The 15,631-nt window shown below is 61.0% G+C and carries 17 protein-coding genes; 8 read left to right on the top strand and 9 right to left on the bottom strand.

The window, feature by feature from the left end:
• Nucleotides 1–760: 760 nt before the first annotated feature.
• Nucleotides 761–1,525, top strand: a complete 765-nt coding sequence (locus tag C5F70_RS21845) for an SDR family oxidoreductase (protein WP_017849722.1) — start codon at nt 761–763, stop codon at nt 1,523–1,525.
• A gap of 126 nt (nt 1,526–1,651) precedes the next feature.
• Here C5F70_RS21845 and C5F70_RS21840 read toward each other — a convergent pair whose 3' ends face one another.
• From C5F70_RS21840 to ureE, 5 genes are all read right to left on the bottom strand, one after another.
• Nucleotides 1,652–2,773: an AGE family epimerase/isomerase gene (locus tag C5F70_RS21840; RefSeq protein ID WP_104904042.1), complete on the bottom strand. Its 1,122-nt coding sequence runs from the start codon at nt 2,771–2,773 to the stop codon at nt 1,652–1,654.
• Nucleotides 2,774–2,969: 196 nt separating this feature from the next.
• Nucleotides 2,970–3,542 carry a HupE/UreJ family protein gene (locus tag C5F70_RS21835; RefSeq protein WP_104904041.1) on the bottom strand — a complete coding sequence of 191 codons (573 nt, stop codon included), beginning with the start codon at nt 3,540–3,542 and terminating at the stop codon, nt 2,970–2,972.
• Nucleotides 3,543–3,564: 22 nt separating this feature from the next.
• Entirely contained in the window at nt 3,565–4,179 is a 615-nt protein-coding gene (gene ureG, locus C5F70_RS21830; protein WP_017849719.1) for an urease accessory protein UreG, read from the bottom strand.
• Nucleotides 4,180–4,188: 9 nt separating this feature from the next.
• A complete protein-coding gene (locus C5F70_RS21825; RefSeq protein ID WP_104904040.1) occupies nt 4,189–4,863 on the bottom strand; it encodes an urease accessory protein UreF in 675 nt (224 codons plus the stop codon).
• Nucleotides 4,860–5,360: an urease accessory protein UreE gene (ureE, locus tag C5F70_RS21820; RefSeq protein WP_017849717.1), complete on the bottom strand. Its 501-nt coding sequence runs from the start codon at nt 5,358–5,360 to the stop codon at nt 4,860–4,862. Before ureE ends, C5F70_RS21825 begins: the two co-directional genes overlap by 4 nt.
• Nucleotides 5,361–5,698: 338 nt before the next feature.
• Between ureE and C5F70_RS21815 the strand changes: the two genes are divergently transcribed.
• The gene (locus C5F70_RS21815; protein WP_026140377.1) at nt 5,699–6,205 is read left to right on the top strand and encodes a C40 family peptidase; all 507 of its coding nucleotides are present in this window, start codon (nt 5,699–5,701) and stop codon (nt 6,203–6,205) included.
• Nucleotides 6,206–6,209: 4 nt separating this feature from the next.
• Here the strand turns inward: C5F70_RS21815 and C5F70_RS21810 are convergent, their stop codons facing one another.
• Complete coding sequence (locus C5F70_RS21810; RefSeq protein WP_046384878.1) at nt 6,210–6,842, bottom strand: TetR family transcriptional regulator; 633 nt, start codon at nt 6,840–6,842, stop codon at nt 6,210–6,212.
• Between the two features lie 160 nt (nt 6,843–7,002).
• On the bottom strand, nt 7,003–7,374 hold the full coding sequence (locus C5F70_RS21805; RefSeq protein ID WP_017849714.1) for a hypothetical protein: 372 nt from the start codon (nt 7,372–7,374) through the stop codon (nt 7,003–7,005).
• 358 nt (nt 7,375–7,732) lie between these two features.
• On the opposite strand from C5F70_RS21805, the gene C5F70_RS21800 reads away from it, so the two are divergent.
• The 3 genes from C5F70_RS21800 (at nt 7,733) to C5F70_RS21790 (ending at nt 11,316) form a co-directional block, all read left to right on the top strand.
• Entirely contained in the window at nt 7,733–9,802 is a 2,070-nt protein-coding gene (locus tag C5F70_RS21800) for an AsmA family protein (protein WP_104904039.1), read from the top strand.
• Nucleotides 9,803–9,982: 180 nt separating this feature from the next.
• On the top strand, nt 9,983–10,963 hold the full coding sequence (locus C5F70_RS21795) for a hypothetical protein (protein WP_104904038.1): 981 nt from the start codon (nt 9,983–9,985) through the stop codon (nt 10,961–10,963).
• Nucleotides 10,960–11,316: a hypothetical protein gene (locus C5F70_RS21790; RefSeq protein WP_102618689.1), complete on the top strand. Its 357-nt coding sequence runs from the start codon at nt 10,960–10,962 to the stop codon at nt 11,314–11,316. The genes C5F70_RS21795 and C5F70_RS21790 overlap by 4 nt, the downstream gene beginning before the upstream one ends.
• Before the next feature lie 51 nt (nt 11,317–11,367).
• Here the strand turns inward: C5F70_RS21790 and C5F70_RS21785 are convergent, their stop codons facing one another.
• Nucleotides 11,368–11,898, bottom strand: coding sequence for a bacterioferritin (locus C5F70_RS21785; protein WP_046384874.1), 531 nt, complete (start codon nt 11,896–11,898; stop codon nt 11,368–11,370).
• Between the two features lie 176 nt (nt 11,899–12,074).
• Between C5F70_RS21785 and C5F70_RS21780 the strand changes: the two genes are divergently transcribed.
• Nucleotides 12,075–12,965 carry a triacylglycerol lipase gene (locus C5F70_RS21780; protein WP_017849709.1) on the top strand — a complete coding sequence of 297 codons (891 nt, stop codon included), beginning with the start codon at nt 12,075–12,077 and terminating at the stop codon, nt 12,963–12,965.
• Between the two features lie 112 nt (nt 12,966–13,077).
• Here the strand turns inward: C5F70_RS21780 and C5F70_RS21775 are convergent, their stop codons facing one another.
• Entirely contained in the window at nt 13,078–13,965 is an 888-nt protein-coding gene (locus tag C5F70_RS21775) for a DMT family transporter (RefSeq protein ID WP_017849708.1), read from the bottom strand.
• Nucleotides 13,966–14,109: 144 nt separating this feature from the next.
• On the opposite strand from C5F70_RS21775, the gene C5F70_RS21770 reads away from it, so the two are divergent.
• The gene (locus C5F70_RS21770; RefSeq protein ID WP_017849707.1) at nt 14,110–14,409 is read left to right on the top strand and encodes a PsiF family protein; all 300 of its coding nucleotides are present in this window, start codon (nt 14,110–14,112) and stop codon (nt 14,407–14,409) included.
• Nucleotides 14,410–14,582: 173 nt separating this feature from the next.
• Nucleotides 14,583–15,596 (top strand): AI-2E family transporter, encoded by a 1,014-nt coding sequence (locus C5F70_RS21765; protein ID WP_017849706.1) that lies wholly within the window; start codon nt 14,583–14,585, stop codon nt 15,594–15,596.
• The last annotated feature ends 35 nt before the right edge of the window (nt 15,597–15,631 follow it).

The following is a 15,631-nucleotide window of genomic DNA, read 5'->3' as shown; positions in this document are numbered from 1 at the left end:
GTGGGAGGGGGCTTGCCCGATGGCGGTGTATCAGTCAGAACACCTGATACTGACCCACTGCCATCGGGGGCAAGCCCCCTCCCACATTTGTTTTTGTGGTGTTCACAAGTGCGATCCCAAATTGTGGAAAACAAATCCGGCCACCTCCCAAAGCGCGACATATAGCCGCCGCAAATCGCTGTTTTGTCACAGTTTTGACTTGTCCCCATCCGCTGTGGAACCGGCTGTGGGTAACGTGGGAGTAGCTGGCTGAAAGCCTTTGATTCCGTGGCCTGCAGCGTGATGGTTGTTTTTTGATCAGTGGCTTTTTGGCGACCTGCCGAGGGGTTTGTCAACCTGTTTAAAGACACAGGTATATGACCGGATTATGTCTGTCCAGGCTGTGGATAAGTCTGTGGTTAAACTCTGGAAAGACGTCCGCAGAGGCCGGAATGACTGGCCTGGAGCCATCGTTCGGTTTTTCCTCTCGTGCATGGGCCTACATACAGCCTCGTCCAGGTCAAGCAAAAAACTTTGCAAAACCGCCTGAAAGCCTTGTACACAGCGGCTCTGGGCTTTTTGCATTTGCCCCCAAAGACTGTGGGCGCAATTGTGGATAACCTGCGCGCATATGGCTGCAGGCCACGGTGTGTAAGGCTTTGCGTGGTTTGGTTGAAAACTGATCAGGCGCGCATGGCGTGATGTGCGTAGCGGTTGCCGCGACGACGGCGTAAGGGCATTCTGCTGGCTAATTTTTCCCGATGTCTGCAAGGAGAACACCATGTCCAACACGCTGTTTATTACTGGCGCAACTTCAGGTTTTGGCGAAGCCTGCGCCCGTCGGTTTGCCGAAGCTGGCTGGAAACTGGTGCTCACCGGTCGTCGTGCCGAGCGTCTGAACGCGCTGGTCGAAGAGCTTTCCAAGCAGACCGAAGTACACGGCCTGGTGGTGGACGTGCGTGACCGCCAAGGCATGGAAGCGGCGATTGCCGGCCTGCCGCCCGCGTTCGCCAAGCTGCGCGGACTGATCAACAACGCCGGCCTGGCCGTGGGCACCGATCCCGCGCCCAAGTGCAACCTCGACGACTGGGAAACCATGGTCGACACCAACATCAAGGGCCTGCTGACCACCACCCACCTGCTGTTGCCGCGCCTGATCGCCTATGGCCGCGGTGCCGGGATCATCAACCTGGGCTCCATCGCCGGCAGCTACCCGTACCCGGGGAGCCACGTGTATGGCGGCTCCAAAGCGTTCGTGAAGCAATTCTCGCTGAACCTGCGCTGCGACCTGCAAGGCACTGGCGTGCGTGTGACCAACATCGAGCCAGGGCTGTGTGAAAGCGAGTTCTCCCTGGTGCGTTTCGGCGGCGACCAGGCGCGTTACGACGCCACCTACGCCGGCGCCGAGCCGATCCAGCCGCAGGACATCGCCGACACCATCTTCTGGGTGCTGAACACCCCGGCGCACGTCAACATCAACCGCCTTGAGCTGATGCCGGTGAGCCAGAGCTGGGCCGGGTTTGCGATTGAGCGTGGGGCCAAGTAAGGGGTTAGACCGAGTTGCCTGCATCGGGGGCAAGCCCCCTCCCACACTGAATTGGGTTCACACATCAAGATCTGTGAACCACCTTCAAAGGTGGGAGGGGGCTTGCCCCCGATGAGTCCCTGAAGGTCAGCCGAGAACCTTGACCAACCCCTGATAACAGGTCGCCAGGTGATACGGCGTGGTCGACGGCATATCCCGTCGGCTCACGCTGCCCTGGGCATCCAGGCATTCATTCCAGCCCTTGGCATGCAGGAAGTGCTGCTGCAACGCGAGCAACTGGCGCTGCAGCACGGCTTCGCTGCCCGGCCGCAAGGTCAGTGCGCGCAGGTATTCCGCCTGGGCCCAGATGCGTTGGGTGCCGTCGCGCACGCTGCCGTCCAGGGCGAGCATGCCGCTGACCGCGCCGGTCCGGTTATCCACACCCGTTTGCTCGGCATAGGCAAAGGCCTGCGTCAGCGAAGCATGCAGCGGCGTGCCGCGCAGCACGTCGGAAGACTCAAGCAAGAAGAACCACTCGAACTGGTGCCCCGGCTCAAACCAGTTATCCACAGCGCCCAGCGGTTTTTCCATCATCACGCCGTGCTGGCGCTCGATGAAACGCTGGTGCATGGCCGTCGCCAAGGCCAGCAATGCGGTTTGCACCGCGGCGTCTTCACGCACCGCCAGGGTGGCGAGGAAGCCTTCCGCCAGGTGCATCAGCGGGTTTTGCAATGGGCCGGACTTGAGGGACGACCAATTACGCTCCAGCACCGCCTCGTACAGGCCATCGCCGCTGGCGAAACGTTGGGCGACCACTTCCAGCGCCGCATTCAACACCGACTCCACCAGCGGTTCGCGCACCTTGGCCCAGTAATGGGCGCAGGCGAAAATGATGAACGCGTGGGTGTACAGATCCTTGCGCTTGTCCAGCGGCTGGCCGGCGGGGTCGATGCTGTAGAACCAGCCGCCGTGCTCGGCGTCGTGGAAATGCCGTTGCAGCGAGCGGAACAACACGGCGGCGCGTTCTTCGGCAAAGGCTGCGCCGGGTTCGCCGATCAGGCTGGCGAACAGGTACAACTGCCGGGCACAGGCCATGGCGCGGTAGCGTTGCGGCGGCAACGGCCGGTGGTCGGCGTCCAGCGCCTCGTAGGGCAGCGCCAGCTCGGCGTTCCAGCCCGGGCCCTGCCAGAGCGGCACGATCAGGTCATGGAAGTGCGTGAGCACGGCATTCAAGGAAGGCTGAAGGGCGGAGCTTGGAGCGATGGGCATCGGCTGGCGTCGTCACGGCAGAGGTGTAGGCGCGCATGGTAGCAGGCTTGGGAACGGTGGTGTCTGCGCCACCGCTATCGGGGGCAAGCCCCCTCCCACATTCGACCGAGTTCCAACTTTGGAATGCAAGCGAATGTGGGAGGGGCGGTGCGACGATTCGACTTGCCCCCGATGAGGCGCTTAATCGCGCCGCAAATCAGCCAGCCAGCAACCAAACCCCGGTCGCCGCCGAAGCCGCCCCGGCAACCCGCACCAACGGCGCCGCCGCAGTCGGCAGCCAGCGCACCACGGCATAACCGGCGGCGTGCAACACAGCGGTGGCGCCGACAAATCCGGCGGCATACGCCCAAGGGCTGGACATGTCCGGCAGCTCCAAGCCATGGGCCACGCCGTGGAACAGCGCGAACAAGGCCGTCGCCCCCAGCGCCATGAACAACGGCGGGCGCACCGCCAGCGCCACCGCCAGGCCCAGGGCCAGCACCGACGCGGCAATCCCGCTTTCCAGCGCCGGCAACGCCAGGCCTTCAAAGCCCAACAGGCCGCCGAGCAACAGGGTGGCCACGAAGGTGCAGGGCAGCGCCCAACGCGCCGCGCCTTTTTGCTGGGCGGCCCACAAGCCGACCGCCAGCATGGCCAGCAAATGGTCGAGACCGCCCAATGGATGGCTGATACCCGCCACCAGGCCGTTGTCGCCGTGACCCGGGTGGGCGAAGGCCAAGGCGGGTGCGAGCAGCAGGGCGGCGGCAGCGAAGATTTTTTTCAGGCGCATGGACAGGTTCCTTATGGGGTGATCAGGCCGCAGTCAGCAGGCCCTGGCGTTCGATGAAGGCGACGATCTCATCCAGGCCGACGCCGGTTTTCTGGTTGCTGAACACAAAGGGTTTACCGTTGCGCATGCGTTGGGTGTCGCTGTTCATCAGTTCCAGCGAGGCGCCGACCAAGGGCGCCAGGTCGATCTTGTTGATCACCAGCAGGTCGGATTTGCAGATGCCGGGGCCGCCCTTGCGCGGCAGTTTATCGCCGGCGGACACATCGATCACATAGATGGTCAGGTCCGACAGTTCCGGGCTGAACGTCGCCGACAGGTTATCGCCGCCCGACTCCACCAGGATCAGGTCCAGGCCGGGAAAGCGCCGGTTGAGTTGGTCCACCGCTTCCAGGTTGATCGAGGCGTCTTCACGGATCGCCGTGTGCGGGCAGCCGCCGGTTTCCACACCGATGATGCGCTCGGGCGCCAGGGCCTGGTTGCGCACCAGGAAGTCGGCATCTTCGCGGGTATAGATGTCGTTGGTGACCACCGCCAGGTTGTAGCGATCACGCAAGGCCAGGCACAGGGCCAGGGTCAGGGCGGTCTTGCCGGAGCCCACCGGGCCGCCGATGCCGACACGCAGAGGTTGTGTGTTCATGTGCTTCTCCTAGGAACGGAACAGGCGGCTGTACTGGCGCTCGTGGGCCATGCACGCCAGGGACAGGCCGAACGCGGCGCTGCCGAAATGGTTGGGGTCGATGTGGCTGGCGTCCTGCTGGGCGTGTTGCAGCAGGGGCAGCAGTTCACTGGTCAGGCGTTGGGCGGCCTGCTGGCCGAGCGGCAGGGTTTTCATCAGCACGGCCAGCTGGTTTTCCAGCCAGCTCCACAGCCAGGCGGCGAGGGCGTCGTCGGGGCTGATGCGCCAGGCGCGTGCGGCCAGGGCCCAGCCCAGCGCCAGATGCGGCTCGGCGTGTTGTGCGAGAAAGCCACGGGCCGCGTCGTCCAGTTCCGGCAGGCCGTTGAGCAGTTGCTGCAGGGAGTACCCCATCTGCCGGCTCTCCTGATACAGCTCGCGGGTCTCGCGACTGGCGCGGTGTTCCTCGCACAGTTGCGCCAGCTGCGACCAATCGCCGGCCACGGCGGCGCGGCAATGCGCGAGCAACAGCGGCGCTTCGAAGCGGGCGAGGTTGAGCAGCAACTGGTCGCTGATCCAGCGGCGGGCGCCGGCCGCGTCTTTGACGCGGCCATTCTCCACGGCCATTTCCAGGCCCTGGGAATAGCTGTAGCCGCCAATCGGCAATTGCGGACTGGCCAGACGCAGCAGCGCCCAGGCTGGGTTCATAAACGCACGCCGAACTGATGCAGCTTCGGCGGGTAGTTGAAATCTTCATCGCCATGGCGTGAATGGTGGTGGCCGCCGCCGTAGGCCCCGTGTTCCGGCTGGAATGGCGCTTCGAGGGTTTCGGTCCGCGCGCCCAGCTGTTCAAGCATGGCCTTGAGCACGTAATCATCCAGCAGGCGCAGCCAGCCGTCGCCTACTTGCAAGGCCACGTGGCGATTGCCCAGATGATACGCGGCGCGGGTCAGTTCAAATGCATTGCGGCAGGTGACGTGCAGCAGTTGTTCAGGGCGCGCGCAGACGCGTACTACACGTCCGTCTTCAGCCTGTAGGAACTCGCCATCGTGCAGCGGCGGCTGGCCACGCTCCAGGAACAGGCCGACGTCTTCGCCGTCGGCACTGAAACAGCGCAGGCGGCTTTTGCTGCGTGCTTCGAAGTTCAGCAGCAACTCGGCGGCCCAGAGGGCTTGCGGGGCGATTCGGCGGTGGATCACCAGCATCAGAAGGCTTCCAGCTATGAGCGATAAGAGAGTTAGAGCAAGGGGCTTGCCAATCCCGCGCAGGAGTAGGAATTCCCTGAAGGCGAGCGCAGCGATGCCACCGAATAGGGCGTCAGTCACCGCCTTTATGCTTCAAATTGGTGCGCGTCTGGAGGTGTAGCACTGGATGGGGGCGTTGTGTGTGGATGTGGTGTGCGGTTTTGCGTGAAATTTCTCTCATCTAATTCGCACTGGTGTTTTTTCAGATTTCTCCTACGCAGTATCCGGATTCCGCGTTCAAAAAGTTACGCGCTGTTTCTTTAGGATTTGCGCCGTCTTAACACCACGGCGATTCATCAATGTTCAAGTCACTTTTCTTTTTAATCCTTTTCAGTCTTTCCTGTGTCATCTCATCGGCCTCGGCCAACCTGAAACCCCAATCGACATTCGGCTCTTCGCTGCCTGGTGTTCCAACGTCTTCGGTGGCGAATGTGGTCGACCGCGCCCATGCCCTGCTGGGCACCCCGTACAAATGGGGGGGCACCTCGGCCGAGCAAGGGTTTGATTGCAGTAGTTTCCTGGTCTATCTGTTCAAGACCGAAGCCAACATTCACATCCCGCGCACGACGGCGGCGATGCACCGTTCAACGGCTGCGACCGTCAAGCGCAACGAGCTCAAACCGGGGGACGCGGTGTTTTTCAAAGGCAATGGGCGCGGTCAGGTCAGCCATGTGGGGCTGTATATCGGCGAAGGGAAATTCATTCATTCGCCGCGGGCCGGCAAGAATGTGCGGATCGATTCGCTGAGCAACAACTACTGGAACAAGAACTACACCGGCGCCAAGCGTTTCCACACGGCGGGTTGACGGCTTACTCGGTGCTGCCGAGGCCCTGCCAGTGCTTGAGGCCAATGAAGATGAAGCGCAACTGCTGGGTGATTTTCGCCTGGGGCGTGAGGTGGGCGGGCAGCGCGTGGGCGGGCGGGTCGATGATGTCGGGCAGGGTGGCGAACACACTTTTGACGATCAGGTCGGCCATCACGTGCAGGCCGTCGGCGTCCAGGTGCTGGAGCTTGGGCATCAGGGTCAGGTCGGCGGCCAGGTCACTGGTGATGTCTTCGCGCAGGGCGCCGATGGCTTGGCGCACAGCCAGGCAGCCACCGTACTGTTCGCGGGCCAGGAACAGGAATTGCGAGCGATTGGCCGCGACCACATCGAGGAAGATCCGCACGGACGCATCGATAATGCCGCCCATCATGAATTCGTTGTGGCGCACCAGGCGGATCGTGGCACGGAAGGTCTGGCCGACTTCGCTGACCAGCACCAGGCCCAGTTGGTCCATGTCGGCAAAGTGACGATAGAACCCGGTGGGCACGATCCCGGCTGTCTTGGCCACCTCCCGCAAGCTCAGGCTGCCGAACCCGCGGCCACACTCCATCAGATGGCGGGCAGCGTCCATCAGGGCGAGGCGGGTCTGTTGCTTCTGTTCGGCACGGGGCAGCATGGCGGGCGGGCTTTGTCGGCAAGTACAGCGACGCACTCTAGCAAAACCGCTTCATAGACGTCGAACTTGGCAGGGCATTGCGGCGTGGATGCGTGACACGTTGTGCAGAAAGTCAAAAGCCCGATCCAGGGATCGGGCTTTTTTCCGGGCCACCACAGGCTTAGCTCTGAGCTTGATGCAGGTCTTGCAGACGGTCGGCACCGCCTTCAGCAACACCTTCTGTATAGGCACGTTTGTTGGCGTGTTCAGCACCACCTTCAACCAGGCCTTTTTCTTCCAGGCGGTTGTGGCCGTTTTCGGTCACGCCTTCGGTGTAAGCGCGTTTGTTGGCTTGTTCCGAACCATTTTCAGCAACGGCGCCTTTGGCGTAGTCACGGTTCTCTTGTTCTTGCGACCCGCTACGGGCGAGGGTTTGGCTGAATTGAACGGCATCGGCTTTGACTTGTGGGATCGCTTGTTCAGCGGCCGGCAGGGCAAAGGCACTGGATGCCAGGACGGACAGCAGCACGGTAGCGAGTACTTGGCGTTTCATGATCGGTTGCTCCTTGGGAGGGCGATTAAGTGGGTACGTGGCTAATGCTACTCTCGATAAGTCGATATAAAAGTTCATAAACCCAATGGTAATAATCAACGGAATTGATTGTTCCCATGGGAGGCTCTAAGTCGAGCCTCTCAAGCCCGCGGTTTTGCACCGTGCTGGGTATTTTCGACACGTGCCGGGGTAACAATGGTGCGCTGGCGTGGGATAAATCTGTCGAAGTGGTCAGAAAAATGGGTTTTTTCCGGCAAAACGTTGATTGGGTTAAACCCCGGGAGGGTTTGCCAGTCCTAGCTGTATAAGCTGTCTCAAGGGCTGTGACTCAGCCAGTCGTATTCAGGAGCTCTGTGCAATGACGCGCACTCGTAAAATCGTCGCTTGGTGCTGCGCCAGCATCGTTCTATCAATCGCCGTGGTGGTGTTGTTTTTGCTGTTCTTCGACTGGAACCGCATCAAACCGCCGCTCAATGCCAAGGTTTCCGAAGAACTGCATCGCCCGTTCGCCATCAATGGCAACCTGGCGGTGGTGTGGCGCCGTGAACTGGACGAGGGCGGCTGGCGCGCCTGGGTGCCCTGGCCCCATGTCATTGCCGAAGACCTGAGCCTGGGCAACCCCGACTGGTCGAAAACCCCGCAGATGGTCACGCTCAAGCGTGTGGAGCTGCGTATCTCGCCATTGGCCTTGCTGGTGCAACGCGTGGTGATCCCGCGTATCGACCTCGTCGAACCGAGCGCCGAGTTGCAGCGCCTGGCCGATGGGCGCGCCAACTGGGTGTTCACATTCGATCCCAAGGACCCTAACGCCGAACCCTCCGCCTGGGTGGTGGACATCGGTGCCATCGGCTTCGACAAGGGCCACGTGACCCTCGACGACCAGACCCTCAAAACCCAACTGGACGTGATCATCGACCCGCTGGGCAAACCCATTCCGTTTAGCGAAATCGTCGGCGATGCGGATGCCAAAAAGCTCTTGGAAAAAGGCGCGGCCCCCCAGGACTATGCGTTCGGCCTCAAGGTCAAAGGTCGCTACCACGGGCAGACACTCGACGGCAGCGGCAAGATCGGCGGCCTGCTCGCCTTGCAGGACGCGGCCAAGCCGTTTCCGCTGCAAGCCCAGGTGAACGTCGCCGACACCCGCATCGCCGTGGCCGGCACCCTGACCGACCCGCTCAACCTCGGTGCCCTGGACCTGCGCCTGAAACTCACCGGCGCCAGCCTGGGCAACCTGTACCCGCTGACCGGCGTCACCCTGCCGGACTCGCCGGCCTATTCCACCGATGGGCGCCTGATCGCGCAACTGCATCAAGCCAGCGGCGCGACGTTCCGCTACGACAACTTCAACGGCAAGATCGGCGACAGCGACATCCACGGCAACCTGGCCTACGTCGCCAGCCAGCCGCGGCCCAAACTCAGCGGCACGCTGGTGTCCAACCAACTGCTGATGGCTGACCTTGCGCCCTTGATCGGTGCCGACTCCAACGCCAAGCAAAAAGCCCGTGGCGGGATGAGCAAGCAACCGGCGACCAAAGTGCTGCCGGTGGAAGCGTTCCGCACCGAGCGCTGGCGTGACATGGATGCCGACGTGGAATTCACCGGCAAACGCATCGTCCACAGCACCGACTTGCCCTTCACCGACCTCTATACGCACTTGGTGCTGACGGATGGCGAACTTAGCCTGCAACCCCTGCGGTTCGGCGTGGCCGGCGGCAAGCTCGATGCACAGATCCGCCTGAACGGGCGCATCACGCCGATGGAAGGCCGCGCCAAATTGACCGCGCGCAACTTCAAGCTCAAACAGTTGTTCCCGACCTTCGAGCCGATGAAAACCAGCTTTGGCGAACTCAACGGTGATGCTGATATTGCCGGGCGCGGCAACTCGGTGGCGGCGTTGCTGGGCTCGGCCAACGGTGACCTGAAGATGCTGATCAACGACGGCGCCATCAGCCGGGGCCTGATGGAAATCGTCGGGCTCAACGTAGGCAACTACGTCGTCGGGCGCCTGTTTGGCGACAAGGAAGTGAAGATCAACTGCGCGGCGGCCGACTTCGGCATCAAGACCGGGCTCGCGACCACGCGCTTGTTTGTGTTCGATACCGAGAACGCCATCGTCTATATCGATGGCACGGCGAATATGGCCTCGGAGCAGCTCGACCTGACCATCACCCCGGAGTCGAAAGGCTTCCGCCTGTTCTCGCTGCGCTCACCGCTGTATGTGAACGGTCCGTTCATCAAGCCGAATGCCGGCGTGAAAGCCATCCCCCTGGCACTGCGTGGCGCCGGCATGGTCGCGCTGGGCGTGATCGCCGGCCCGGCTGCCGGGTTGCTGGCACTGGTCGCGCCGAGCGGCGACGTGCCCAATCAGTGCGCGCCGTTGTTGCAGCAGATGAAGGAAGGCAAGGCGCCGAAGACCGTGAAAGGTTGATTCGGCGCAGTCGTAAGAAAGGGCGCCTCTAGAGGGGCGCCTTTTGATGGCGGAGCTGTAAGTGTGCTCCTGGTCTTGCGTAGTTCATTTCTGAAACAGCAAATCCGCCCCTGATTCCCCTTATACCTCCTGCGGCGCCTTCTTATAGTCGGCGGTCATAGTCACTTGGAGGTGGACGCGATGCAGGGACCCTACGTTTTTATCAATGATCGACCGCAGCTTTATCCACTGCTCAAACTAAGCCTGTCACTCAGTCCTCATGCGCAAACGAAGTTCGACACCCTTAACCAACATATCCGCAACACCGTGGTATTACCTGGGCAACTGGTAATCATCGGGGACAGCCGAACAGCCTCTTGCACGGCTGAAGAAGCACGGCTGATGCTCTCCGCACGAAACGTGAAACATGACTTGATGGCGCACTCTGCCGCTGATCAGTCTTTGATTAAGAATTACGATCTGTTACAGACCATCATGGCCCATACCTCGATTGGCATCGGGGCTGCCAGCAGTGCCTGGAGTAAGCACCTTGCGGCAATCGAGAAGACCCTCATGGAAATCGACGATTTACATAAGCAGTACCTGAGGAAGGGCACCATGGGGGCAAGGGATGAGTTTCTGGTTAAGCGCAGAGCGCTGTTTGCAAAACTGGAGATTCAACTTTCTGGTATGGCACGTCTTGGCACGGGCTTGAAGAATGAAGGTTCGATCAAAAAAATGTTGGGCATTTCCACTAAAAGCTATTGGCATCACGGGGAAATTCGCAAATATGAAGAGACCGTCAAGCGTATCGCCAAGGCTTCGCAGATGTTGAAGAAAGGCACTTATATTGGTATCGCGCTGGATGTCGGAGTGACTGCGCTGGAGATAACGGAGGCGTGCTCCATCGGGCGGGAGCGGGAATGTACGCGGGCGAAGTTTGTGGAGGGAGGGAAGCTGGTGTTAGGCGTCGGTGGCGCCGCTTACGGAGGGTACGCAGGCATGGGGTTCGGAGTTGCTGTATGTGCAGCGGTCTTTGCCGTACCTACTGCGGGAGCGAGTGCGCTAGGCTGCGCCATAGTTGGCGGGGCCGTTGGCGGCTTAGCCGTGGGCGCTTTAGGTAGCCACACCGGTGAGCAAATAGGCTCCCTCCTTTACAAAGTTTCAGGGAGTGGGCAATGACGCCAGAGTCCATCGGTATAGTGTCTGGTGTGTTGATGCTGCTGAGTTTTCCATTAAATTTTTATGTCATTTATACAAGACTTGAAGAGGCCGAAGATTATCTAAAGTTCAGCACATTCGTAGTAACGTTCAAATATAGGTTTGGCGTCGGTCCGCTGGGTGGGAAGTTGAAACGTCTCTTCGCGATTGCCCTCGTCATCCTTATGCCGAGGATTTTTCAATGGCGATACCTCGTGCTCGTTGAGGATGTGAAACGTATTCCAAGAAGTCTCAAACTATGGATAGTCGTTCCCTACCTGCTCACACTGTCGTCCGTGGCGGGGATGGCCCTGTCATGGTTTCTGACGAACTGACGGTCAAAAGGGGAAGCTGGCTAACCCGCTTCCCCTTTTCGGCGCAGTCATTTACAGACTTTCGAGAATATCCGCCATGTCATCCGCATGCTCTTCTTCCTGAGCCAGGATTTCTTCGAACAGGCGGCGGGTGGTCGGGTCTTTGTCACCGATGTACTGGATGATTCCACGGTAGCTGTCGACCGCAATCCGCTCGGCGACGAGGTCTTCGTAGACCATTTCCTTCAAATTGTTGCCGGCCACATATTGCGCATGGGCGTTCTTCGACAGCAGGTCCGGGTTGAATTCCGGCTCACCGCCCAACTGCACGATACGTTCGGCGAGTTTGTCGGCGTGTTCGGCTTCCTGGGTCGCATGTTCGAGGAATTCTGCAGCGGCGATCTGCGCCTTCACGCCGCTGGCCATGAAGTAGTGACGCTTGTAGCGCAGCACGCAGACCAGTTCGGTGGCCAGCGAGGCATTGAGCAGGCGAATAATCTCTTCGCGGTCGGCGTCGTAGCCTTCGGTCACGGCGCCGTTTTCGACGTTCTGGCGGGCGCGTTGGCGCAGGGTCGCAACGTCAGTCAGGTTTGCTGCAGTCATCTCAACCTCCTGGGGCTAATCCGGTTTTACGCCACGCTCTGTCGGCGTGATCGCTCCAAGTTGTGAGTCGTGGGCGGGGCAAAAAGTTTTATTGGATTTGCCGGCAGATGTCATCAGCCCGTCGCCGGATTGGGTTAGCCTGCGCTCATCCTTTCTTGATCAAGGACGTTCGCTTCATGTCGCAGTCGTTAGCCACGCGTTACCCCTTGGTGCTGGTGCCGGGCATGCTGGGGTTTGTGCGCTTGGGATTGTTTCCCTACTGGTACGGCATCGTCCCGGCGTTGCGGGCCGGCGGGGCACAGGTGTTTGCGGTGCAGGTGGCGCCGCTCGATTCCAGCGAGGTGCGGGGCGAGCAGTTGCTCGCGCAGGTCGAGCGGATTCGCCGCGAAACCGGTGCCGACAAGGTCAACCTGATCGGCCACAGCCAGGGCTCGCTCACTGCGCGCTATGCCGCCGCCAAATGTCCGCAGTGGATCGCCTCGGTGACGTCGGTGGCCGGGCCCAATCACGGTTCGGAGCTGGCGGATTATTTCCACACCCATTACCCCCGGGGCAGCGTCAAAGGCCGGATGGTCAGCGCGCTGTTTCATCTGGTCGCCGCCGTCATGAGCCTGCTGGAGACCGGCTACCGAGGCCCGCGCTTCAAGGCCGACCTGCACGCCTCGCACCAGTCGCTGACCAGCGCCGGTGTGGCGGTGTTCAATCGTGAGTATCCCCAGGGATTGCCGCCGACATGGGGTGGGCAGGGCGCCGCAGAGGTCAATGGTGTGCGCTATTACTCGTGGTCCGGCACCTTGCAGCCGGGTAAGACCGATCGCGGGCGCAACCTGCTCGATGGCACGAATCGCAGTTGCCGCTTGTTTGCCCGCAGCTTCGTGCGCGAGAAAGGCCACTGCGATGGCATGGTCGGGCGCTACAGCTCACACCTGGGCACGGTGATCGGCGATGACTACGCCCTCGACCATTTCGATATCGTCAACCAGTCGCTGGGGCTGGTGGGCAAAGGCGCGGAGCCGATCCGCTTGTTCGTCGAGCATGCGCAGAGGCTCAAGGCGGCTGGGGTGTAGGAGATGCACCGCGTTATCGTTCATCGGGGGCAAGCCCCCTCCCACAGTTGACCGAGGCGCCAGGGCGAACGCGGTCCAATGTGGGAGGGGGCTTGCCCCCGATAGCGATAGCTCAGGCAACGCCCGGTTTACGCCCGACCGGCGTAGTCCAGCGCTCCGACAAAATCACCCCGCCCAACGTCAGCAGCCCGCCCACCAAGTGATACAGCGCCAACGCTTCCTTCAACACCAGCGCCGCGATCAGCGCGGTAATCAGCGGCAGCAGGTTGAAAAACAACGTGGTGCGGCTCGGTCCCAGGGTTTTCACCGAGTGCATCCAGGCCAATGGTGCGAGCATCGAGGCCAACAGGCAGGCGTACAGCACCAACGGAATATTTGCCCAGCCCAACCCGGCTTTTGCCGAGTACAGAAACAGCGGAAACAGCACCACCACGGCCACCAGCACCTGCAGATACAGCAACACCGACGGCGGCAGGCGCAGCTGCCATTTTTTCAGCAAGGTGCTGTAGACCGCGTAGGCCAGGGTGGCGACCAGCATCATCGCGTCGCCCAGGTTGACCCCGTGTTGCAGCAGCGTGCCCAGGCTGCCGGACGACACCACCACCGCCACGCCAGCGAACGACAGCACCGCGCCGCTCAGCGCGCCGAAGGTCAGGCGTTGGCCGAGGCTGATGATCGCCGCCGTCAACGCCATCAATGGCATCAGCGACAGGATGATGCCCATGTTGGTGGCGCTGGTCAGCGACGCGGCGTAATAGGCCAGGCTTTGATACACCGCCATGCCCAGCACGCCGAGGATAAAAATCTTGCCCAGGTTCGGGCGGATGATCGACCACTGGGCAATCACCGGCTTGAGCATGAACGGGGTAAACAGCAGCGCCGCGAGCAACCAGCGGTAGAAGCCGATTTCAGCGGGGAAGATCGAACCCACGGCCAGTTTGTTGACCACGGTGTTGCCGGCCCAGATGAAAATGGCCAGCAGGGGATATGCGTATTGCATTGAAAACAACCCACGGTGTTGGTGAGACGGGAGTATGGCGCAGTACCGCCGGGCGAACATCCGTAGTCGGTGAAGATGTTACAAGGTTTGGCTACACTCCTCGGTAGGCCGCGCCCTCCGGCGCGGTAACAGGGAGAAAACTCCATGAAGATGCTGCGAATTCCGTTGTTGATGATGGGCCTGCTGCTGTGTTCCCAAGGCTTTGCCGCTACCGCCCAGCAAAATAAAATGACCACCTGCAATGCCGAGGCCACCACCAAGACGCTCAAAGGCGACGAGCGCAAAGCGTTCATGAAAACCTGCCTATCGGCGCCCGCCGCCAATGATGCGAAGACGCTGACCCCGCAGCAGCAGAAGATGAAAGATTGCAATGCGTCGGCGAAAACCAAGGCGCTGACCGGCGATGCGCGCAAGACGTTCATGAGCACCTGTCTCAAAGGCTGATCACGAGTTCGCGCTCGCCGAAGATCAAATGTGGGCGGCTGGCTGGGCCCCTCGGTCTACCTGAAGGGCCAGCCCGCTCCCACGCTTGATCGCATTGACTACCGATCCACTCGCTTGATTCCCCCAAGGCTGGCAGACTGCCCATCCTTTAACGCCGTTCGTTTTGAGGCTGTATGCCAACGTTTTCTCAGCGTCACGTGTTATTGCTGGCCAGTTACATCATTATTTTCGGCGGGTTACTGCTGGTTCTGCCGTTGAAGTTGCTGCCCAGCCTGCTGGCCGGGCTGTTGGTATTTGAACTGGTCAACATGCTTACCCCTCAACTGCAACGGCTGATCGAAGGTCGGCGTGCGCGCTGGCTGGCCGTGGCCTTGCTCGGCACCCTGATCGTCAGCGTATTGACCCTGATCTTTGCCGGCGCCATCAGCTTCCTGCTCCACGAAGCGGAAAACCCCGGGGCCTCCCTCGACAAATTCATGGGCGTGGTCGACCGCGCGCGCGGCCAACTGCCGCCGTTCCTCGACGCTTACCTGCCCGCCAGCGCCGCCGAATTCCGGGTGGCCATCGGCGACTGGACCAGCAAACACCTCAGCGATCTGCAACTGGTGGGCAAAGATGCCGCCCACATGTTCGTCACCCTGCTGATCGGCATGGTGCTCGGCGCGATCATGGCGCTGCAGCGCATCCCCGACTTGACCAAGCGCAAACCCCTGGCTGCCGTGCTGTTCGATCGTCTGCACCTGTTGGTCCAGGCGTTTCGCAACATCGTCTTCGCGCAAATCAAGATCGCCGCCCTCAACACCGTGTTTACCGCCGTGTTCCTCGCCGTGGTGCTGCCGCTGTGCGGGATTCACCTGCCGCTGACCAAGACCCTGATCGTGCTGACCTTCCTGCTCGGCCTGCTGCCGGTGATCGGCAACCTGATGTCCAACACCCTGATCACCATCGTCGCGCTGTCGCTGTCGATCTGGGTCGCGGTGGCGGCGCTGGGGTATTTGATCGTGATCCACAAGGTCGAGTACTTCCTCAACGCGCGCATCGTCGGCGGGCAGATCAGTGCCAAGTCGTGGGAATTGTTGTTGGCGATGCTGGTATTCGAAGCCGCGTTCGGCCTGCCGGGGGTGGTGGCGGGGCCGATTTACTATGCGTACCTGAAGAGTGAGCTGAAGCTCGGCGGGATGGTCTGAGGAGGGAGCACACTGCTCTGCTGTAGGAGCGAGCT

The organism is Pseudomonas sp. LH1G9 (assembly GCF_002949975.1).
Classification (GTDB): Bacteria; Pseudomonadota; Gammaproteobacteria; order Pseudomonadales; family Pseudomonadaceae; genus Aquipseudomonas; species Aquipseudomonas veronii.
The sequence above is the reverse complement of the archived record's forward strand: the minus strand, read 5'-3'. Positions and strand labels throughout refer to the sequence as shown.